Below are 21,138 nucleotides of genomic sequence, written 5' to 3' on the forward strand. Positions count from 1 at the left end.
GTCTGCCCGGGTACCGACTACTGCTCATGGCCGCCCATGCGCCGACGGCTGTTCATGTGAAGGGCCCGGCGCATCGGTCGTCCGATGGGCCGGGCCCGTTCGCGTACGGAAGGCGCGCGGTGTGCGGGGTGCGCGGGACGCCCCGCTACCGCAGATGCCCCGTGTCGTTCAGCAACCGCACCGAGGCATTGCCGTCGGCGTAGTACGCCACCGCGGACAGTGACGCCGCGGAGAGCTCCATCTTGAAAAGCGACTCCGGCGGGGCGCCCAGGGCCAGGCGGACCAGGGTCTTGATCGGGGTGACATGCGTGACCAGCAGCACGGTCCGGCCCGCGTACCGGGCGATGAGCTTGTCGCGGGCGACGGCGACCCGGCGGGCGACCAACGCGAAGGACTCACCGCCTCCGGTGGGCGCCACCTTGGCGGAGCCGAGCCAGGCATCGAGGTCATCGGGGAACCGCTCGCGCACCTCGGCGAAGGTCAGCCCCTCCCACGCCCCGAAGTCGGTCTCGCGCAGGCCCTCCTCGATGCGGACCTCCAGGCCGAGCCGGGCCGCGACCGTCTCCGCGGTCTCCCGGCAGCGTCGCAGCGGTGAGCTGACAACGGCCTGGATCGTGCCGCGGGCGGCGAGTGCGGCGGCGGTCGCCTCGGCCTGGCGGCGTCCGGCGGCGGAGAGTTCGGGGTCGCTGCCGCCGCTGCCGGAGAACCGCTTCTCGGGCGTCAGCGCGGTCTCGCCGTGCCGCAGCAGGACGAAGGTCGCGGGTGCGCCGAGGTCGGGAGCGCCCCAGCCCGGGGCGGCGGCCGCCTCCGCCACCTCGGCGGCCGCGTCGGCGGCCTGTGCGGCGGCGCTGCGGGCGGGTGCGGTGGCGAGCGCCGCCCTGGAGTCCCGCGGCTCCCACTGCTTGCCGATCTTTCCGGCGTCCATCGCCTCGTTGGCGAGCCGGTCGGCGTGCTTGTTCTGCGCGCGGGGGATCCACTCGTACGACACCTGGCCGGCCGGGAAGATCGCCCTGGCCGCGGCGGCCAGCGGCTTCATGTCCGGGTGCTTGATCTGCCAGCGCCCCGACATCTGCTCGACGACGAGCTTGGAGTCCATCCGCACCTGGATGCGTGCCTGCGGGTCCAGGGCGTGGGCCGCCCGCAGGCCGGCCACCAGACCCTTGTACTCGGCGACGTTGTTGGTCGCGGTGCCGATGTACTCGGCGGCCTCGGCCAGCGCCTCACCCGTCACCGGGTCGAGGACAACGGCGCCGTAGCCGGCCGGCCCCGGGTTGCCCCGGGACCCGCCGTCCGCTTCGACGATCAGCGTGCGTGTCATGGCCTACAGGCCCGAGTCGGGCGTACGGACCAGAATGCGGGTGCAGTTCTCGCACCGGACGACGGCGTCGGCGGCGGCCGCGCGCACATCGTTGATCTCGGTGATGTTCAGCTCCAGGCGGCAGCCCTCGCAGCGGCGCTGGTAGAGGCGGGCCGCGCCGACGCCGCCCTCCTTGGAGCGGATCTTGTCGTAGAGCTTCAGCAGGTCGGCCGGGATGTCGGCGACGGTCAGCTCGCGCTCCTTGGTTGCCGTGGCGGCCTCGGCGTCGATCTCGGCACAGGCGGCGTCCCGGCGGGCGGCGGCGTCGTCGACCTTGGCCTGGATGGCTTCCACCCGGGCGGTGAGCTCGGTGACCCGCTCCTGGGCGGCCTCCCGGCGCTCCATGACCTCCAGGACGACGTCCTCCAGGTCGCCCTGCCGCTTGGCGAGCGAGGCCAGTTCGCGCTGGAGGCTCTCCAGGTCCTTGGGGGAGGTGATGGCGCCGGAGTCCAGCCGCTTCTGGTCGCGGGCGGCGCGCTGGCGCACCTGGTCCACGTCCTGCTCGGCCTTGGTCTGCTCGCGGCTGGTGTCGCTCTCCTCGGTCTGTGCGGCGACGAGCAGGTCGCGCTGCTGGATGAGGTCGGCCTCAAGGGTCTGCAGCTCGGCCAGTTCCGGGAGGTTCCTGCGCCGGTGCGCGAGCTGGGTGAGCCGGACATCCAGGGCCTGGACGTCGAGGAGGCGGATCTGGTCGGCGGGCGCGGCGTTCAGCGTGGGGCTCCTGTGGTGTGCGTCGGGGTGAAGCGGGGGGCGGACGCCGCGTGGGCGGTCCAGGGGTCGGTGACCGTACGGGAGACATGCGTACGCAGTCCCCAGCCGTGCCGGTCGGAGACCGCGTCGAGCTGGGCCGCGGCCTGCTCGCACCACGGCCATTCGGTGGCCCAGTGGGCGGCGTCGAGCAGCGCCGGCGGGCTGTTGTGTGTGCTCTGCATGGCCTCGGAGGCCGGATGATGGCGCAGATCGGCGGTGAGGAACGCATCCACACCGGCCGCCCGTACGTCGTCGAAGAGGCTGTCACCGGAACCACCGGATACGGCGACGGTCCGGATCTCGCGGTCCGGGTCGCCGGCCGCCCTGATGCCCTGCGCGGTGGCGGGGAGGCGGGCGGCGGCGTACGAGGCGAACTCGGCCAGCGTCATCGGGTGCCCCAGCTCGCAGATCCGGCCCAGACCGCGACGGCCTGCCGGGTCGCTCGCGTCCGGCACCAGCGGGCCCAGGACGTGCAGATCCAGGGCACCGGCCAGGGCGTCGGAGACACCCGGGTCGGCGGTGTCGGCGTTGGTGTGCGCGACATGCAGGGCGATGTCGTGCTTGATGAGCGTGTGCACGACCTTGCCCTTGAAGGTCGAGGCCGCCACCGTCGTCGTACCGCGCAGATAGAGCGGGTGATGGGTGACGAGAAGGTCGGCGCCGAGCCGCACCGCCTCGTCGACGATTTCCTGCACCGGGTCGACGGCGAACAGCACACGGCGGACCTCGGCGTCGGGGTCTCCGCAGACCGTGCCTACGGCGTCCCACCCTTCGGCCCGCTCGGGTGGCCAGAGGGCGTCGAGCGCGGTGAGGACTTCAGACAGTACGGGCACGGGTGGAAGGTTACCTCCCGCCTGTGACAGGGGGCGGCGTCCTGTCCCGGGCGGCTCGTTCTTCGGTGGTGGGGTGCTTTGTTGGTGGGGTGCTTTGTCGGTCGGGTGGGGAGCCGACGGCGGCTTCAACGGCCGGCTGCCCGCCCGAGCCGCTACTTGACCAGGAAGCCGCGCAGATCGTCCAGGACGCTGTTGGCGGCGGTGACGCCGAGTCCCAGGTACCAGGTCTCGTCCTTGACGTCCTTGGCGTGGCCGTCCTTCACCGCCTTGAGGTTCTTCCACAGCGGGTTGTGCTCGGCGCTCTCGCGCTTGGTCGACTTGGGGTCGCCGTAGACACCGGTGAAGATCCGGTCCGCGTCGGCCTGGTTGATGTTCTCCGGGCTGACCTCGGTGGCCAGGTCGTCGATCCGCTGGTTCCTGGGCCGCGGCAGGCCGACGTCCTCAAGGATGGTGCCGATGAACGACTGCTTGGCGTACAGCCGGGTGAACTGCGGCATGTAGCGCAGCATCGTGACGGTCGGCTTCTTGGGGCCGATGTCGGCGCCGAGCTTCCTCGCCTTGGCCTCGTACGCGGCCAGCTCGGTCTTCGCCTCGGCGGTCTTGTCCAGGGCGGCGGCGTTGAGCAGATAGTTCTGCTTCCAGGTGAAGCCGGGGCGGATCGAGAAGACGGTCGGGGCGATCTTGCTCAGCTGCTGGTACTGCTTCTCGGCGCGCAGCTTGCTGCCCAGGATGAGGTCGGGCTTGAGCTTGTTGACGGCCTCCAGGTTGAGGCCGTTGATGGTGCCGACGCTCCGGGGGTGGCCGGCGTCCTTCTTCAGGTAGCCAGGGAGGGCCTCGTCACCCTCGGTGGGGGCGTAGCCGACCGGCTTGATGCCGAGCGAGACGACGTTGTCGAGCTCACCGACGTCGAGGACGACCACCCGCTGGGGCGCGGCCTTGATCGAGGTGCTGCCCATCGCATGCCTGATGGTGCGCGGGAACTGCCCCGGCTTGGCATCGGTGCCCATCTTCGCGGTCTCTTCGGCGGCCTTCGCGAAGTCCTTGCCGCCCTGGGCGACGGCCTTCGATCCCGCACCGTTGTCGCTCCGGCCACCGCCCGCGTCGGACGTACCGCAGGCCGCGAGCGTCAGGGCGCCCGCGGCGGCGAGGGCTGTCGCGGCGGCGCCGCGGCGGCGAAGGGACATCACGTACTCCCGGGAGATCGGCTGCTCGCCGGGGCGCCACAAGGAACACCCGGGCAGCACGGAACCAACTTGAGGACCGCGTCAGGCCCGTCAAGAGGCAACTTAGGCACGCCTAACCTAGCCCACCGTTGAATTCCGAAGCACACCCACCTCAACCAGCACCGGCGAACCGGACAATCGCCATCCTTATGCGTGAAGTGCGGCAACTCGCGTTGATCGGCCGGAAGTGCGAAAACTAGCTTCGGTTGCTGACTGGAGGTGACCACTCGATGACGATCTGTGCCCCTGAGGACGCCACGGAGCTGGACAGCCCGCACCGCACGGCGCTGACCATCGCCGCCGACGGCTCGTACGCCGCCCGGCTCGCCCGTCATGACGACGCCGCCGGGAGCTGGTTTCCGGAGCGCTGGACGCTGAGCGGCCCCGAGCCGTACGCCGTACCGCTGCCGGGCAGCCAGCCCGAGGAGCCGGACAGCCAACTGCTGCCGCTCACGGACGGACGGGTGCTGATCGTGCGCCGGGTCGCCGACCGCTTCGCCTGCTCCCTGCTCTACCCGACCGACCCCGGGACCGGCGAACTCCTGCTGGGCGCGGTGGAAGCGGACGAGCTGACCCTGCTGCCGCCCACCCCTGGCGGGTCGCTCGGCTACGCCCTGGCGCCCGAGGCCCACCGCACCGTGCTGTGGCTGGTGCACGGCGGCGCGCACGGACCCGAGCGGGTCACCGAGATCCCGGGGCGCTGCTCGGGGGGCGTCTGGCTCGACCGCGCCGGCCGGCTCCTGGCCCTGGACCGGGAGTGGGGCGGCCGGACGAAGACCGTGCTGGTCGATCTGGAGCGGGGCGGCGGGACCGGCCCGCTGCTGCAGATCACCGAGGACAGCAACGACCGGCTGCTGCTGGCCGATCCGGACAGCGGGCTGCTGCTCGTACGGTCGGACGCGCCGGGGCACGACCGACTGGGTTGGGGCGTACTGGGCAGCAGTCTGCCGGTGCGGTTCCCCGAGTGCCTGCGACCGGCAGGTACGTCCGTGACGCCGTTCGCCGCACAACCGGGGCAGATGCTGGCCCCGGAGAGCTGCGCGGTGGCGTTCCGGATGGACCGGATGGATGCGGTGAGCGGGGCGTGGCTGGGGGTCTGGCGGCCCTCGGGACGGGAGCTGCGGCAGCTGCCGGTGCCGGAGGGGTGGCTGGCGGGGGCCGGGCTGTGGACGGCGGCCGGCGAACTGCTGCTGCCGTACGCGACGGACGCGGAGCCGTGCGGGGTGGCGCGGATGGCCATACCGCTGGGGCCGGTGGAGGGGGCGGAGCCTGCGGGGGCGGAGCGGCGGGCGGAGCCTGCGGGGGCGGAGCAGCGGGCGGAGCCTGCGGGGGCGGAGCGGCGGGCGGAGCCTGCGGGGGCGGAGCGGCGGGCGGAGCCTGCGGGGGCGGAGCGGCGGGCGGAGCCTGCGGGGGCGGTAGGACCTGCGGAACCCGTGGGCGCGGAGCGGCTGGTGGAGCCTGTGAGGCCGGTGCAGAGTCCGGCTTCTGGGGCGGGCGGCGGGGAGAGACCCCCGGCCGCGGGCGCGGACAAGGTGGCCGGCGGGGGAACCGTCCCGGGCGCGCGTACGAGCGCGAAGGCGGCCGGGGGGATTGTCCTGGATGCAGGAGACGCCGACAACCGCTCCACAGCATCTGCACAACTCCGAGTCCTGGACGCGGAACCGCAGCGCGCCCCGACGCATCCCCAAATGTGCAGGCCAGTGCCCTTGCAACAGGCACCTCTCGCGGCCCGGTAGACCCGGTGGAGCATGATTTCCCGCCCCGTTAGAATTTCGGGCGGGGGCTACGCAGCCGGTTGACCGGCCACCGACAGTGCCGCTCGGGGTCAGCCTTGGCGGTCGTCGGGCGAGGTCCCGACGCGTACAGCTGTAAGCGATCTGACGGAGTGACTCTTCCCATGTCCGAAGCCCGAACCAACACGACCCAGGCGCGCCCCCAGGAGGCATCCGCCCAGGCCGCCGCGGCCGCAAGCTCCGCCAAGCACCGTGGCCCGGCCGCCGCTGAGGAGTCCGACTCCACCGCCCACGGCCGGCACCGCCGGGACAAGCAGCCGCAGGACGCGTAAGGCCGGTCCGGCGGACCTGACCGCCGACCGCGCACAACGGCCGTGGCCGCCGCACCGCATCTTCGCGGGCGGCGGCCACGGCCGTTGTGCGCGGGTGGGCCGGGGCCCGTCGTGCGTGGAGAGCCCGGCCCCCTTGTGCGCAGGGCGTCCGGCCGGCCCCTCAGCCGTGTTTGAGGCCCAGTACCTCGGCCGCCGCGAAGGTCTCGTTCGGCGGGCGCTGCGCGTAATACGGCGTCAGCAGATCGTCCAGCTCCTCGAAGCTGAAGACCTCCTTGGCGGTGTCGAACTTCGCGGCGATCCGCGGACGCTCGGCGATCGCGACCATGCCGCCGTGCACGACCAGCAGCTGTCCGTTGACCCGGGCCGCGGCCGGCGAGGCCAGATAGCCGACGAGTGGCGCGACATGCTCGGGCGCGAGCGCGTCGAGCCTGCCGTCCTCGGGCTCCGAGAAGCCCGCGAAAACGTCCTCGGTCATACGGGTGCGGGCGCGCGGGCAGATCGCATTGGCGGTCACACCGTATTTGGCGAGCGCCAGCGCCGTGGAGGTCGTCAGGCCGACGATGCCGCCCTTGGCCGCGGCGTAGTTGGGCTGGCCCGCGGAGCCCGCGAGGAACGCCTCCGAGGAGGTGTTGACGATCCTTCCGTGTACCGGGCCGCCGGCCGCTTTGGCGCGTTCGCGCCAGTGGACCGCGGCGAAGTGCGTGGTGTTGAAGTGGCCCTTGAGATGGACGCGGATGACCGAGTCCCATTCGTCCTCGGTCATCGAGAACACCATCCGGTCGCGCAGAATGCCCGCGTTGTTGACCAGAATGTCGAGTTTTCCATACGTATCGATGGCCAACTGGACGAGCGCGCGGGCCTGTTCGTGGTCGGCGACATCGCCGAGGTGGGCGACCGCCTGGCCGCCCGCCGCGCGGATCTCGGCGGCGACGTCCTCGGCGGGTGCCGCGGAGGCCTCGCCCGAGCCGTCGCGGCCCGGCTGCCCGTAGTCGTTGACCACGACGCGGGCGCCGAGGCGGGCGAGTTCGAGGGCCTCGGCGCGGCCCAGGCCGCGCCCGGCACCGGTGACGAGCGCGGTCAGGCCCTCAAGTGGCTGTGCCATTCCTGTCCTCTCAAGTCGTCTCGGAGCACGGTGCGATGCGGTGCGGCGCGGTGCCGTGCCGTGTGGTGCCGTGAGATGCGGCGTGCCGGGTTGAGCCGGGTGCGCCCCCTCTCCGGCATCGGATCTCCGGTCTCCGGCCTCTCCGGCGTTCAGATCTCTATGCAGGTGCGCAGCGCGGTCCCGGAGCGCATCTGGTCGAGCGCGTCGTTGACCTCGGCGAGCTGGACGCGATGGGTGATCAGGCCTTCGAGGTCGATCCGGCCGGCCCGCCACAGGGCGATGGCCCGCTCGTAGGAGCGCAGCACATCCGCGCCGCCGTACAGGGACGGCAGGATCCGCTTCTCGTCGAAGAACAGCTCGAACATATTGACCTGGAAGTTGTCGTCCATGGCCCCCGCGCCGACCACGCACAGGGTGCCGCCGCGCCGGGTCATCTCGTAGGCGGTACGGGCGGTGGCGGACTTGCCGACCACCTCGAAGACATAGTCGAAGCCCTCCCCCGCGGTGATCCGGGCCTTGGCGTCGGCGAACGCGTCGGGGGCGACGGCTTCGGTGGCGCCGAAGCGGAGCGCGGCCTCTCGGCGGGCGAGGACCGGGTCGACGGCGATGATCTGGGCGGCGCCGCAGGCCCTCGCGCCCTGGATGGCGGAGATGCCGACGCCACCGCAGCCGATCACCGCGACCGAGGAAGCGGCCTCCACCTTGGCGGTGTTGATGGCCGCGCCGAGCCCGGTGGTGACACCACAGCCGATCAGCGCGGCGATCTCGTACGGGACATCGTCCGGGATCGGGACCGCGCAGTTGGCGGCGACCACGACCTCCTCGGCGAAGGTGCCGGTGCCGGCGAAGCCGAAGACATCACCGGCGGGGCGTTTGAAGTTGGGCGTGCCGGCGTTCATGAATCCGGCCAGACACAGATGGGTCTGGCCGCGTTTGCAGGACGGACAGCTGCCGCAGGCGGGCAGCCAGCACATCAGTACGCGGTCACCCTGGCCGAGGCCGGTGACGCCGTCGCCGACGTCAAGGATCTCGCCGGCGCCCTCGTGTCCGGGGACGAACGGCGCGGGCTGCGGCAGCACCCCGTTCATCGCCGAGAGATCGGAGTGGCACAGCCCGGTCGCCCGGATACGGATCTTGACCTTGCCGGGTCCGAACCCCACCGCCTCGACGTCATCGAGCACTTCCAGCTTGTCCTGCCCGGTCTCGTGCTGTACGGCTGCGCGCATGTCACGGCTCCTCTCGGTTGTTCCGCCTGACTGGGGACACCTCCCCGCGCCGGCCGGGGAGATCGAGGACGGGCGGCCGCCGGACCCGACGGCCCCCAACGACTAGCTGTGCTCCACCACGGTGTCCGCGAGAACAGGCGCATCGTCCCGGTCGGCCGCCGTGACCGACACCTGGACCCGCCCCGGCTCCCGCCACAAACGGAGCCGCAGCGTCTCGCCGGGAAAGACCACCCCCGCAAAGCGCGTCGCATACGACCGCACCCGCGAGACATCCCCGCCGAGCACCGTGTCCACCACGGCCTTCAACGCCACCCCGTAGGTGCACAGCCCGTGCAGAATCGGCCGGTCGAACCCGGCGAGCTTCGCGAACTCCGGATCGGCATGCAGTGGATTCCAGTCGCCGGAGAGGCGATAGAGCAGCGCCTGGTCCTCGCGGATATGGCGTTCGGTACTCAGATCAGGCTCGCGCTCGGGGAGTTCGAGGCGGGCGGAGGGGCCGCGGTCGCCGCCGAAGCCGCCCTCTCCCCGGACGAAGATCTGCGTATCGCAGGTCCACAACGGGCCCTCCTCGTCGGCAACTTCGGAGCGCAGCACGATGACGGCGGCCTTGCCCTTGTCGTAGACGGCGGGGACGGACGAGGTCTGGGTGGCGCGGCCGCGCACCGGGAGGGCGCGGTGCACGGTGACGGTCTGGCCGCCGTGCAGGACGGCGGCGAGGTCGACGTCGATGCCGGGGGCGGAGAGTCCGCCGGCGACCGCCATTCCGCCGCCCGCGACGGTGGCGAAGCTGGGCAGGACGTGCAGCGCGCTCTCCAGGGTGTAGCGCAGTTCGTCCGGGTCGGTGGCGGGGTGCGGTTTCTCCGGTGTGGCCGCGCCGGCGCCGATGCCGAGGTGGTAGAGCTGGACGTCCTTGTGGTCCCAGGCTAGTTCGGTGGTCCGCGGCTCGGCGGAGATGGCCTTGGCGGCGTCGATGGGCATGGGGGCTGTTGCTCCTTCACCACGATGTGAAGACCCCGGCCCGGCCGTCCGCACCGTCGACCGCGCCGGGGTCGTATCTGGTCGGCGCGGCCGCGCTCCGGCAGCGCACCTGCCGCACTTCTAGAACGCGTTCTAGCCGATGGCTCTCATGTATAGCCGATCCGTCCAGCACCTGGAACCCCCTGACGTGGTGTCAGATACGTGCGGCCCTACGGCATACGCCACGACGTACGCCACGACACGCACCGTGCGGACCCATGACATTTGTCAGCCCCCATCACACACATTCGCATCTGCCCCGACCTCGCAACTCTCCGTAACGTCATAGGCATGAAGACGAGAGGCGGGGCGGGCATGACACGGACGACGGGGCCGGTGAGCGCGGCGCGGAGGGCGGGCGGCGCCGCGGCGGTGGGGTTCTCCGGGGTGACGCGGAGTTACGGCGCGGTGCGTGCCGTCGACGGGATGGATCTGGAGATCGCCGCGGGCGAGACGGTGGCGCTGCTCGGGCGCAACGGCGCGGGGAAGTCCACCACCATCAACATGCTGCTGGGACTGCTGCCGCCCAGCTCGGGCACGGTGCGGCTGTTCGGCGGAGCGCCGGAGGCGGCGGTGCTGGCGGGCAAGGTGGGCGCGATGCTGCAGGACGGCAAGCCCATCCCCCGGGTCACCGTCCGCGAACTGATCAGCTTTGTCGCGGCCACCTACCCCCATCCCATGGATGTCACCGAGGCCCTGGAGCTGGCGGGGCTCGGCGAATTCGGCGGGCGGCGGGTGGACCGGCTGTCCGGCGGACAGGCCCAGCGGGTCCGCTTCGCGGTGGCGCTGGCCGGCAACCCGGAGCTGCTGGTGCTGGACGAGCCGACCGCGGCGCTGGACGTTGAGGCGCGCCGCGCCTTCTGGCGCTCGATGCGGGCCTATGCCCGCCGTGGCAACACCATCCTGTTCTCCACCCACTATCTGGAGGAGGCGGATGAGCACGCCGACCGGATCGTGGTGATCGACGGCGGCCGGGTGGTCGCCGACGGCAGCGGCGAGGCGATAAAGCGGCGGGCCGGCGGGTCACTGGTCTCCTTCGACCTGGCGGGCGCGGCGAGCGAGCCGCTGCCCGGCCTGCCCGGTGTGAGCGCCGTGGAGATACGCGGCGACCGCGCGCTGCTGCGTACGGCGGACTCCGATGCGACGGTCGTGGCGCTGGCCGGGCTCGGGCTCGTCCGCGGTCTGCAGGTCGTGCCCGCCAGCCTGGAGGACGCGTTCCTCGCGCTCACCTCCGCCCGAACCGCCCCCCACGGCACGGCGTTTGCCGCCGCCGACGCCCTGTCCGCGAAGGAGATCGCGTGATGCTCGACTACATCCGGCTCGAAGTCCGCCGCACGCTGCGCGACAAGGGCTTTGTCATCTTCGGTATCGGGATGCCGGTGCTGATGTATGTGCTGATGACCAACATCGGTGCGGGCTCCGGCGGCGCGGGGATGGAGTGGAAGATCACCTCGATGGTCGGCATGGCCGCGTACGGCGCGCTGGGCGCGGCGGTCGGCACGGGCACCGGCGTCGCCGAGGAGAAGCACCTGGGCTGGCTGCGACAGCTGCGTATCACCCCACTGAGCCCGATACGTGTGGTGGTGGGCCGCGGACTGACGGCGTCGGTGACGGTGCTGCCGGCCATCGCCGCCGTGCTGCTGGTGGGCGCGCTGGTCAACGGCGTCCGGATGCCGGCCTGGCAGTGGGCCGCGCTGGTCGGGCTGCTGTGGGTCGGCACCGCACCCTTCACCCTGCTCGGCCTCGGCAACGGCTACCGCCTCTCCTCTCAGTCCACCGGCGTGGTCAACACGGGCTGCATGCTGCTGCTCTCGATCCTCGGCGGCCTGTGGTTCCCGGCCGAGCTGTTCCCCGGCTGGCTGCGCTCGCTGTCCTCCTGGACGCCCGGCAACCGCTTCGCCGAGCTCGGCCGGAGCGTGACGCAGGGCGGCGCACCGGGCCTCGGCACGGTGGCGGTGCTGGCCGCCTGGCTGGCACTCTTCGGCGGTTACGCGGTGTACGCGTACCGTCGGGCCGCACGAACGGTGTGATCGACGATGGCGCAGACCTGGGAAGCGACAGTGCAGCACACAAAGCAGCAGCCCGCCGGCGACAAGGACCCCGGCGGCACGGAGGGCACGGAGGGCACGAACAACAGCTCGTGCACGCAGAAGTGGCGCGGCAAAAAGCCGGACAACGCGCCGGGCAAGTACGCCTTTCTGCCCTGGCTGCTGATGGGCCTGGGGGCCTTCTCCAACATCATCCAGGGCAAGTCGGGCAACCCCTGGCTGGCCGGCTTCGGTCTGCTCGCCTTCAACTCGCTCTACATCACCGTCGTGTGGTCCTCCTTCAACCCACGGCTGCGCGACTCGCGTTATCCGCTCATCGCCCTGGGTGTGCTGACCGCCATCACCTTCTCCATCGCGCTCGGGTTCGGCGGCAACTGGTTCCTGTTCTTTCCGCTGCTGTCGCTCGCCTCCGGCACGGTGCACGCCCTGCGCGGCAAGAAGCTCGCCCTGTGGCTGATCGCGCTCAGCGGGGCGGCCGGGTATCTGGCCGGCTGGCACGACGACGACCCGTGGGGCTCCTTCGGCATCGGGTACGGCACGTTCCTGTCCGGCATGGTGACGGCCACGGTCCTGAACCTGTTCGACACCATCCAGGAGCTCAACACCACCCGCCAGGAACTGGCCCGCAGCGCCGTGGAAAAGGAGCGGCTGCGCTTCTCCCGCGATCTGCACGATCTGCTGGGGCACACCCTGTCCGTGGTGGTGGTCAAGGCCGAGGCGGTCCGCCGGCTGGCGCCACGGAATCTGGACGCGGCGCTCGCCCAGGCCGCCGATATCGAGGCGGTCGGCCGGCAGGCGCTGACCGAGATCCGCGAGGCGGTCACCGGCTATCGCGAGGGCAGCCTGACCACCGAGCTGGACCGGGCCCGTTCGGTGCTGGAGGCGGCCGGTATCGAGCCCGTCGTACGACAGGCCGGGCCGCCGCTGCCCCCGCAGGCCGGCGCGCTGCTGGGCTGGGTGGTCCGCGAGGGCATCACCAACGCCGTACGGCACAGCGGCGCCACCCGCTGTGAGATCGAGGTACACGCCGAAGAGGAGCGGGTACGGCTGACGATCACGGACGACGGCCACGGTCCCGTAAGCTCCGGTGCTGCCACGGCACACGGCCTGACCTGGCTTCGCGACCGCGTCCCCGGGCGCGACGGTGACCCGGGCGGCGAAGTGACGGACGGCGTGGACGGTACGGACAGCACGGTCGCCATCGACGGCGCGTTCGGCCCGGGCCGTACCGAGCCCGGTCGTTCGGGACCGGTGGGCGGCACCGGCCTGAAGGGGCTGGCCGAGCGCCTGGCCGCGGCGGGCGGCACACTGATCAGCGGCCCCGACGGCCGCCGCGGCTTCCGCGTCACGGCCGAACTGCCGGTCGGCACGGGCGATATGGCGGATATGGAGGAGTTGACCAGGTGATCAAGGTCCTGCTGGCGGAGGACCAGCGAATGATGCGGGGCGCGCTGGCGCTGCTGCTCGACCTGGAAGAGGACATGCAGGTCGTGGCGCAGGTCGCGGCGGGCGATCAGATCGTCGCCGCAGCCCTGGACGCCCGTCCCGACATCGCCCTCCTGGACATCGAACTCCCCGGCCGCAGCGGCCTGGACGCCGCGGCCGATCTGCGCGACCAGCTGCCGTCCTGCAAGGTACTGATCGTGACGACGTTCGGGCGCCCCGGCTATCTGCGCCGGGCCATGGAGGCCGGAGCGTCCGGCTTCCTGGTGAAGGACGGCCCGGTGGAGGACCTGGCGGCGGCGATCCGCCGGGTGCTCGCGGGAGAGCGGGTCATCGACCCCGGCCTGGCCGCGGCGGCACTGAGCGCCGGCCCCAACCCGCTGACCCAGCGCGAACGCGACGTCCTGACCGCGGCCGTGGACGGCGCGACGGTCGCCGATATCGCCGCCAAGGTCCATCTCTCCCAGGCCACCGTCCGCAACTACCTCTCCGCGGCCATCGGCAAGACCGGCACCCGTAACCGCATGGAGGCGGTACGGGCGGCGCGCCAGAACGGATGGTTGTAGGTAGCGGGCGCGCACTCCCCGCCGCCGCCCGGCACACCCCGTTTCTCAGCCCTGCGCGGCATCCGCCCGTCGCCGCGGCAGCGCGATGACCATCAGCAGAATGCTGCCCAGCAGCACCATCGAGCCGACCTGGAAGGCCAGGCCGTAACCGTCCGCCAGGGCCTTCGGGCCGTGACCGGCCTCGATGCGGGAGGCGGCGATGGTGGAGAGCACCGACAGGCCCAGCGCGCCGCCCATTTGGCGTGAGGTGTTGATCAGGCCGGAGACCAGACCCTGGTCGGCGGGGTCGGCGCCCGAGGTGGCGATGGAGGCGACCGGTGTCGCGGTCAGGCCCGCGCCCAGCGCCATCAGGATGCCGGGCCCGAGGATGGTGCCGAGGTACGTTCCGTCGACGTCCATCGTGCCCTGCCAGACCATGCCGGCCGCGGAGATCACCGCACCGGCGATGGCCAGGGACTTGGCCCCCACCCGGTTCATCAGCCGCGGCCCGAGCTTGGAGCCCAGGACGATGGACAGCGAGTGCGGGATGAAGGAGAGCCCGGCCTGCAGCGGCTGATAGCCCAGCACGTTCTGCACGTAGAGGGACAGGAAGTACCACATCGAGAACATCGCGGCGCCGGCCAGCACCATCGCCGCGTTCGCCGAGGAGACCGAGCGCAGCCGGAAGAGCCCCAGCGGCATCAACGGGGCCTTGGTACGCGCCTCGACGGCGATGAAGGCCGCCATCGTGACCAGCCCGGCAGCCAGCGGCAGCAGCGCCGACGCCGAGGCCCAGCCGTCCGTCTCGGTCTGTACGATCCCGTACGCCACCAGCCCGAGCCCACCGGTCACCAGCAGCGCACCCGGCACATCCAGCCGCCGCGCGACGCCCTGCCGGCTCTCGGTGAGCCACAGCACCGCGCCGGCCAGCACCAGCGCCCCGACCGGCACATTGATCAGCAACACCCAGCGCCACGACAGATACTCGGTGAGCACCCCGCCGACCAGACCGCCCACCGCGCCACCCCCGGCACCGACCGCCGTCCAGGTGGCGATGGCACGGGTACGGGCCGGGCCGGCCGGGAACGACGTGGTGAGGATCGTGAGGGTGGCCGGCGAGAGTACGGCGGCGCCGACGCCCTGGATCGTACGGGCCGCGATCAGCTGCCACGGCTGATGTGCCAGCCCGCCGGCCACGCTCGCGATGGTGAACAGCGCCAGCCCGAGGACGAAGACCCGCTTACGGCCGAAGATGTCGGCGGCCCGGCCGCCGAGCAGCATGAAGCCCGCGAAGGTGATGACATACGCGTTGACGATCCACTGCAGCCCCAGCTCGCTCAGGCCCAGGCCGGTCCGTACGGCGGGCAGCGCCACATTCACGACGGAGACGTCCAGGACGACCAGGAACTGCCCGGCGCAGACCAACAGCATCACCAGCCAGGCCGGTGCGGCCGCCCGGCGCGACGTTGTGGACAGGGCGGCGGAGGTGGCTATCGGGGGCATGCGGACCATGCTCGCATTCGCCGCTTGCACCCCGCATCGGGATATCGGTGCATGTACCACCTGACCAGGGGCCTAGGTCGCAGGACGGAGACGGGGTGGGGGCGCGGGGGCGCGGGGGCCCGTACGGGGTGGGGGCGGGGAACCCGTAGGGGGCGGGAAGGCCCCCTACGGGCAACTACCCATCACGGGTGGGGAGTTAACGCCCGGCACCAGCACCTCACCTCCGCAGCACCGTCACCACCGCCGCCCCGCCCAGCCCGATGTTGTGGGCGAGGCCCACGCGGGCGTCGGGGACCTGGCGTTCGCCGGCTGTGCCGCGTAGCTGCCAGACCAGTTCGGCGGCCTGGGCCAGGCCGGTCGCGCCGAGCGGGTGCCCCTTGGAGATCAGGCCGCCGGACGGGTTGACCACCCAGCGGCCGCCGTAGGTCGTGGCGCCCTCGGCGACCAGCTTCCCCGACTCCCCGTCCGCGCACATGCCCAGCGCCTCGTACGTCAGCAGCTCATTGACCGAGAAGCAGTCGTGCAGCTCGATGACGTCCACATCCTCGATGCCGAGCCCACTGGCCGCGTAGACCTGCCGGGCTGCGGCCCGCGACATCGGCTTACCGACGACATCGATGCAGGATCCGGAGGCGAAGCTGTCCTCGGTGTCCGTCGTCATGGCCTGCGCGGCGATCTCCACCGCCCGGTCGGCCAGCCCGTGTTCGCGGACGAACCGCTCGGAGGCGACGACGGCCGCGGCCGCCCCGTCCGAGGTCGGCGAGCACTGGAGCTTGGTCAGCGGCCGGTGGATGGTCCTGGCGGCGAGGATCTCCTCGACCGTGTAGACGTCCTGGAACTGGGCGTAGGGGTTGTGTGCGGAGTGCCGGTGGTTCTTGGCACCGACCGCGGCGAGCTGTTCGGCGGTGGTGCCGTAGCGCTCCATGTGCTCGCGGGCCGCGTTGCCGAAAATCTGGGCGGTGGGCGGGGTCATCTCGAAGCCGTGCCGGGCGGCCATCACGCCGTAGTGCCGGGCGACCGGCGAGGTCGCGCCCCCGGCGCCAGCGGCTCCCCCACCGGCACCGCCGTCCGTGCCGCCGCCCAGCGCGCCGCGCTTCATCTTCTCGAAGCCGAGCGCCAGAACACAGTCGTTGATGCCGGCCTCGACGAACTGACGGGCCATCATCAGCGCGGTCGAGGCGGTCGCGCAGTTGTTGTTGACGTTGTAGACCGGGATGCCGGTCAGGCCCAGTTCGTAGGCGGCGCGCTGGCCGGCGGTCGAGGCCTGGTAGCAGTAGCCGACCGGCAGCTGCTCGACCGCCTCGTAACCGATCCCGGCGTCCGCGAGCGCCTTGCCGCCCGCCTCCTTCGCCATGTCCCAGTACTGCCACTCACGGGTCTCGGGCTTCTCGAACTTGGTCATCCCTACGCCGACGATGTACGCCTTGCCAGCCATGCGGGTCCTCCTGGAGAGCCGTCGGGGAGTCGTCGGAGAGTCGTCGCGGAGTCGTCAGATCAGGGGCCGGGGCTCGGGGTCGCGGGGCAGGCCGAGCAGCCGCTCCGCGACGACGTTCAGCTGCACCTGGGTGGTGCCGCCGGCGATGGTCAGACAGCGCGACATCAAGAAGCCGTGCAGCGCCCGCTCGCCGGCCCCTTCACGCACCGCGCCGGCCGGGCCGAGCAGTTCCAGCGCCAGTTCCGCGACCTTCTGCTGGTGCGGGGTCTGCACCAGTTTGCGGATACTGGCGCCGGCGCCCGGTTCCAGCCCCGATACCTGCTGGAGCGTGGTGCGCAGCCCGATGCAGCCCAGCGCGTGCGCCTCGGCGGCCAGCGCGCCCACCCGCGCGCGCACCGATCCGTCCAGCTCGGCGGCGCGGTCGATGAGCGCCTGCAGACCGGTGTCGAAGGTCAACTGGTCGGCCATGTGGACGCGTTCGTTGTCCAGGGTGGTGCGGGCGACCTGCCAGCCCTTGTCGACCTCGCCCACCACCGCGTCGGCCGGCAGCAGCACGTCGTCGAAGTAGACCTCGTTGAAGAGCGCGTCGCCGGTGATCTCCTTCAGGGGGCGGATGTCGATGCCGGGGGTCTTCATGTCGACGAGGAAGCACGTCAGCCCCTTGTGCTTGGGCGCTTCCGGGTCGGTGCGGGCGAGCAGGATCCCGTGGCTCGACCACTGCGCGGCCGATGTCCACACCTTCTGGCCGTTGATCCGCCAGCCGCCGCCGTCCACCCGCTCGGCGCGGGTCCGCAGCGACGCCAGGTCGGAGCCGGCCTCGGGTTCGGAGAACAGCTGGCACCACAGCAGATCACCGCGCAGCGACGGCAGCAGATAGCGCTCCTGCTGCTCCTGGGTGCCGTGGGCGATCAGCGAGGGGACCACCCAGGTGGCGATGCCCAGATCGCTGATCCTGACCCCGGCGGCCGCCAACTCCTGCTGGATCGCCAGCTGCTGGACGGGCCCCGCGCCCAGCCCGTAGGGCCGGGGGAGGTGCGGCGCGGCATAGCCGGTGGGTGCCAGCTCGCGGCGTACGGCGGCGGGGTCGAGGCCGCGTACGGCGTCGATGGCCGTACGGGCCTGGGCGCGGTACTCCGTGGCCTCGGCGGGGAGTTCCAGCCGCAGTGTGCGCCGGGCGCCGTCGGCCGCGTGGCGGGCGGCGCGCAGCCGGTGGGTGTCGCCGCTGCCGAGCAGCTGGCGGGCCACGGTCGCCCGTCGCAGATGGAGATGGGCGTCGTGTTCCCAGGTGAAGCCGATGCCGCCGAGAATCTGGATGCAGTCCTTGGCGCAGCTGACGGCGGCGTCCAGGGCGGTGGCGGTGGCCAGTGCCGCGACCAGCCCGCGGACTTCGGGCGGCTCGTGCGCCGCGCGGGCCGCGTCCCACACCAGGGCGCGGGCCTGTTCGCAGCGTACGAGCATGTCGGCGCAGAGGTGTTTGACGCCTTGGAACTGGCCGATCGGACGGCCGAACTGTTCGCGTACCGCGGCATGTTCCGCGGCGGTGTGCAGCGCCCATGCGGCGGTGCCGCAGCTCTCCGCGGCGAACAGTACCCCGGCCAGGTCACGGACGAGGGCGCCGTCGACCGTCAGCAACCTTTCGCCGGGCACCAGGACACCGTCCGCGCTCACCTCGGCGGTCGGCCGGGTGGGGTCGGCGCTTTCCTGGACGCGTACGGACAGCGCCTCGGCGTCGACCGCGAGCCGGACCGTGCCGGTGGACGCCTTGGCCGCCAGCACGATCAGATCCGCGTCGCCGCCGGCGAGGACCGGGGGCGCGGTGCCGTCCAGGACATAGCCGTCGGCGCCCTCGACGGCGGTGAGCGAGCCCGCGCCGAGCGCGACGGCGCCGAGGAGTTCGCCGGTGGCCAGGGCCCGTACGAGGGTCCGGGCGCCGCCGCGGTGCAGCAGTGCGGCGGCGAGGGTGGTGGGCAGGTACGGGCCGGGGAGCGCGGCGCGGCCCAGCTCCTCCAGCACGACGGCGAGGTCGAGCAGTTCGCCGCCGCCTCCGCCGTCGGACTCGGGGAGATGGAGACCGAGCAGGCCCTGCGCGGCGAGCTGGTCCCAGTAGGCGGGCCGCCCGTGCCGTCCCGGCGCCGTGTCGAGGAGTTTGCGTACCTCTTCGGGCGGCACGGCCCGCGCGGCCCAGCCGCCCGCCGCCTCGGCGAGGTCACGGTGGTCTTGCGTGATTCCGATGCCCATACCGGCAGACTAGAACACGTTCCATTCTGACGGAAGGTCAGATACGGAGTGGGATGGATGAGGCCCCGGGCGGAGCCCGGACGAGGTCCAGGTGGTGCCGCCGGTGGAACGGTGGGGGTGCGCGCAGGAAACGGTCCGGTGAATTCCGGTACGGATCGCCATTCCCGCCCCTACGGACTTCCCCCATGCGCATTCGCCACTTTCGGGCATCGGGGAAACGGCCGGCGATAAACCGACGAGAACCTGACGAGAACCCGGCGGGAACGGAGCGGAACCCGACGGGAACGAGCGAGAACGGGCGGGAACAGGCGGGAACGCGTGGGGACGAGCGAGAACTCGGGCCGGAAGGGAATGCGAACCCGCGTTCCGATATCCGAAAAATACCGGCGCAGCGACACCCGCGCGCCACCCGCACACCACCCGCCCCACCCCATACGGCACGATGAGCCACCTGACCGCACCACCAGGAGGAAGCCCATGTCCGCTCCCACGGCTCCGACCGCTCCACAGCCGGAGATCCTCGCCGCGTTCGAGGCGGCGAAGGGCTTTATGCCCGTGGACGAGGGCCTGGCCCTGTACGCGGCGGCGGCCGAGGCGGCGACGCTCGGACTGCCGCTGGTGGAGGTCGGCACCTACTGCGGCCGCTCCACGATCCTGCTCGCGGACGCCGCGCGCGGCGCCGGGGTCATGGCCGTCACCGTCGACCACCACCGGGGCAGCGAGGAGCAGCAGCCCGGCTGGGAGTACCACGATCCGACGGTCGTCGACCCCGAGGTCGGCCGGATGGACACGCTGCCCACCTTCCGCCGCACCCTGCACGCCGCGGGCCTGGAGGAGCAGGTGATCGCCCTGGTGGGCCGGTCGCCGCAGGCCGCGGCGGTCTGGCAGGCCCCGGTGGGCCTGGTCTTCATCGACGGCGGGCACACCGACGAGCACGCCACCGCCGACTACGAGGGCTGGGCACCGCACATCGCGCCCGACGGGCTGCTGGTCATCCACGATGTCTTCGCGGATCCGGCGGACGGCGGCCAGGCCCCGTACCGCATCTACCGCAGAGCCCTGGAGTCCGGCGCGTTCACCGAGATCTCGGCGCACCGGTCGCTGCACGTACTGCGGCGCACCGGCGCCGGCATCTGAGCGGGCTACGATCGCGGACGTGTCGAACGGCAGCACTTTCCCCCCGCACCGCCGCCTGCGCGGCACCCTCCTGATCGTGCTGGCCGCCATGGTGGTGGCCGGCCTCGGAGGCTGGCTGGCCTGGCGGTCGCCGGGCGGCGACGGCGGCGGGCCGCCGAGAGCCGGGCAGCCGGGACCGAGCGAGTCGGCGGCGAAGGGCGCCGACGGCAAGGACGGCGGCAAGGGGAAGCGGGACGGCGAACCGGGCGGCAAGGGTTCCGGTGACTCCCCGGGCGACGGCTCCGGTGGCGACTCCGGTGGCGACTCCGGTGGCGACTCCGGTGGCGACTCCGGCAAGGATGATCCGCACGACAGCCTCAAGGGCAAGGTCGTCGTGATCGACCCCGGCCATAATCCGGACAACCGCGATCACGGGCAGGAGATCGCCCGGCCGGTGGACATCGGCAACGAGCGCAAGGAGTGCGACACCACCGGCACCTCCACCAACGGTGGTTACGCCGAGGCCTCCTTCACCCTGGACGTCGCCCGCCGCGCCCGCACACTCCTCCAGGAGCAGGGCGCCAAGGTCGTCTTCACCCAGGACGGCGACCGCCCGTACGGCCCGTGCGTGGACGAGCGCGCGGCCATCGGCAACAAGGCGCACGCCGATGCCGCGATCTCGATCCACGCCGATGGCTCGGGCGCCGGCAACCGCGGCTTCCATGTGATCCTTCCCGCCCGTGTCACGGCCGGCCCGGCCGACACCTCCACGATCGTGGCGCCGTCGCGGCGACTGGGCGAACGGCTGGCCGGCCGGTTCATCGCGGCAACCGGAAGCGCGCCGTCCAATTACATCGGCGGCGGCACGGGGCTCGACGTACGCTCCGATCTCGGCGGCCTCAACCTCTCCACGGTGCCGAAGGTGTTCATCGAGTGCGGCAATATGCGCGACCCCAAGGACGCCGCGCAATTGACCGACGCCCAGTGGCGGCAAAAAGCGGCCCGCGGGATCACCGAGGGCATTACGGACTTCTTGACGGGCTGACCGCGGCCGCCGGCGCCGGATCCGATACCCGCCCGATACCGGATCCGATACGGCATCCGCACCGCGCCGAAACGAACAGGACGGCCCGCCGGATTCGGCGATAGGTTCCCCTTTACGATGGGTGGCCACCGCCGTGCCTCGCACCGCGCGCACCGCGACAGCGACGACCAGACCCACGAAAAAGACAAAGGACCC

At 71.9% G+C, this 21,138-nt stretch carries 18 protein-coding genes; 8 read left to right on the forward strand and 10 right to left on the reverse strand.

Annotation, left to right across the window (positions count from 1 at the left end):
• Positions 1 to 145 precede the first annotated feature (145 nt).
• The 4 genes from KI385_RS14500 to KI385_RS14515 form a co-directional block, all read right to left on the reverse strand.
• Positions 146 to 1,318 carry a bifunctional RNase H/acid phosphatase gene (locus tag KI385_RS14500; RefSeq protein ID WP_238572620.1) on the reverse strand — a complete coding sequence of 391 codons (1,173 nt, stop codon included), beginning with the start codon at positions 1,316 to 1,318 and terminating at the stop codon, positions 146 to 148.
• Between the two features lie 3 nt (positions 1,319 to 1,321).
• Complete coding sequence (locus KI385_RS14505) at positions 1,322 to 2,065, reverse strand: zinc ribbon domain-containing protein (RefSeq protein WP_238577693.1); 744 nt, start codon at positions 2,063 to 2,065, stop codon at positions 1,322 to 1,324.
• Positions 2,062 to 2,937, reverse strand: coding sequence for a Nif3-like dinuclear metal center hexameric protein (locus tag KI385_RS14510; RefSeq protein WP_238572621.1), 876 nt, complete (start codon positions 2,935 to 2,937; stop codon positions 2,062 to 2,064). The genes KI385_RS14505 and KI385_RS14510 overlap by 4 nt, the downstream gene beginning before the upstream one ends.
• A gap of 152 nt (positions 2,938 to 3,089) precedes the next feature.
• Positions 3,090 to 4,121: an ABC transporter substrate-binding protein gene (locus tag KI385_RS14515; protein WP_238572622.1), complete on the reverse strand. Its 1,032-nt coding sequence runs from the start codon at positions 4,119 to 4,121 to the stop codon at positions 3,090 to 3,092.
• Positions 4,122 to 4,390: 269 nt separating this feature from the next.
• Between KI385_RS14515 and KI385_RS14520 the strand changes: the two genes are divergently transcribed.
• The gene (locus tag KI385_RS14520) at positions 4,391 to 5,896 is read left to right on the forward strand and encodes a hypothetical protein (RefSeq protein ID WP_238572623.1); all 1,506 of its coding nucleotides are present in this window, start codon (positions 4,391 to 4,393) and stop codon (positions 5,894 to 5,896) included.
• 161 nt (positions 5,897 to 6,057) lie between these two features.
• On the forward strand, positions 6,058 to 6,225 hold the full coding sequence (locus tag KI385_RS14525) for a hypothetical protein (RefSeq protein ID WP_238572624.1): 168 nt from the start codon (positions 6,058 to 6,060) through the stop codon (positions 6,223 to 6,225).
• A 160-nt stretch (positions 6,226 to 6,385) separates the two neighbouring features.
• Here the strand turns inward: KI385_RS14525 and KI385_RS14530 are convergent, their stop codons facing one another.
• From KI385_RS14530 to KI385_RS14540, 3 genes are all read right to left on the reverse strand, one after another.
• Positions 6,386 to 7,327, reverse strand: coding sequence for a 3-oxoacyl-ACP reductase (locus tag KI385_RS14530; protein ID WP_238572625.1), 942 nt, complete (start codon positions 7,325 to 7,327; stop codon positions 6,386 to 6,388).
• A 149-nt stretch (positions 7,328 to 7,476) separates the two neighbouring features.
• Entirely contained in the window at positions 7,477 to 8,553 is a 1,077-nt protein-coding gene (locus KI385_RS14535) for a Zn-dependent alcohol dehydrogenase (RefSeq protein WP_238572626.1), read from the reverse strand.
• Positions 8,554 to 8,655: 102 nt separating this feature from the next.
• Positions 8,656 to 9,531 (reverse strand): MaoC/PaaZ C-terminal domain-containing protein, encoded by an 876-nt coding sequence (locus tag KI385_RS14540; RefSeq protein WP_238572627.1) that lies wholly within the window; start codon positions 9,529 to 9,531, stop codon positions 8,656 to 8,658.
• 354 nt (positions 9,532 to 9,885) lie between these two features.
• Here KI385_RS14540 and KI385_RS14545 point away from each other — a divergent pair, with 354 nt between their 5' ends.
• The 4 genes from KI385_RS14545 to KI385_RS14560 are packed head-to-tail and all read left to right on the forward strand — an operon-like array spanning position 9,886 to position 13,627.
• On the forward strand, positions 9,886 to 10,872 hold the full coding sequence (locus tag KI385_RS14545; protein WP_238572628.1) for an ABC transporter ATP-binding protein: 987 nt from the start codon (positions 9,886 to 9,888) through the stop codon (positions 10,870 to 10,872).
• A complete protein-coding gene (locus KI385_RS14550) occupies positions 10,872 to 11,600 on the forward strand; it encodes an ABC transporter permease (protein WP_238572629.1) in 729 nt (242 codons plus the stop codon). Before KI385_RS14545 ends, KI385_RS14550 begins: the two co-directional genes overlap by 1 nt.
• Before the next feature lie 6 nt (positions 11,601 to 11,606).
• Complete coding sequence (locus tag KI385_RS14555) at positions 11,607 to 13,025, forward strand: sensor histidine kinase (RefSeq protein ID WP_281066853.1); 1,419 nt, start codon at positions 11,607 to 11,609, stop codon at positions 13,023 to 13,025.
• Complete coding sequence (locus KI385_RS14560; RefSeq protein ID WP_238572630.1) at positions 13,022 to 13,627, forward strand: response regulator transcription factor; 606 nt, start codon at positions 13,022 to 13,024, stop codon at positions 13,625 to 13,627. Before KI385_RS14555 ends, KI385_RS14560 begins: the two co-directional genes overlap by 4 nt.
• 45 nt (positions 13,628 to 13,672) lie before the next feature.
• Here the strand turns inward: KI385_RS14560 and KI385_RS14565 are convergent, their stop codons facing one another.
• From KI385_RS14565 to KI385_RS14575, 3 genes are all read right to left on the reverse strand, one after another.
• Entirely contained in the window at positions 13,673 to 15,118 is a 1,446-nt protein-coding gene (locus KI385_RS14565) for an MFS transporter (protein WP_238572631.1), read from the reverse strand.
• 208 nt (positions 15,119 to 15,326) lie between these two features.
• Positions 15,327 to 16,544 (reverse strand): lipid-transfer protein, encoded by a 1,218-nt coding sequence (locus KI385_RS14570; RefSeq protein ID WP_238572632.1) that lies wholly within the window; start codon positions 16,542 to 16,544, stop codon positions 15,327 to 15,329.
• Positions 16,545 to 16,598: 54 nt separating this feature from the next.
• Positions 16,599 to 18,782: an acyl-CoA dehydrogenase family protein gene (locus KI385_RS14575; RefSeq protein ID WP_238572634.1), complete on the reverse strand. Its 2,184-nt coding sequence runs from the start codon at positions 18,780 to 18,782 to the stop codon at positions 16,599 to 16,601.
• A gap of 477 nt (positions 18,783 to 19,259) precedes the next feature.
• Here KI385_RS14575 and KI385_RS14580 point away from each other — a divergent pair, with 477 nt between their 5' ends.
• Both KI385_RS14580 and KI385_RS14585 read left to right on the forward strand, forming a co-directional pair.
• The gene (locus KI385_RS14580) at positions 19,260 to 19,919 is read left to right on the forward strand and encodes a class I SAM-dependent methyltransferase (protein ID WP_238572635.1); all 660 of its coding nucleotides are present in this window, start codon (positions 19,260 to 19,262) and stop codon (positions 19,917 to 19,919) included.
• 19 nt (positions 19,920 to 19,938) lie between these two features.
• The gene (locus KI385_RS14585; protein WP_238572636.1) at positions 19,939 to 20,943 is read left to right on the forward strand and encodes an N-acetylmuramoyl-L-alanine amidase; all 1,005 of its coding nucleotides are present in this window, start codon (positions 19,939 to 19,941) and stop codon (positions 20,941 to 20,943) included.
• Positions 20,944 to 21,138: the final 195 nt, after the last annotated feature.

Source organism: Streptomyces inhibens (genome assembly GCF_022221585.1).
Classification (GTDB): domain Bacteria; phylum Actinomycetota; class Actinomycetes; order Streptomycetales; family Streptomycetaceae; genus Streptomyces; species Streptomyces inhibens.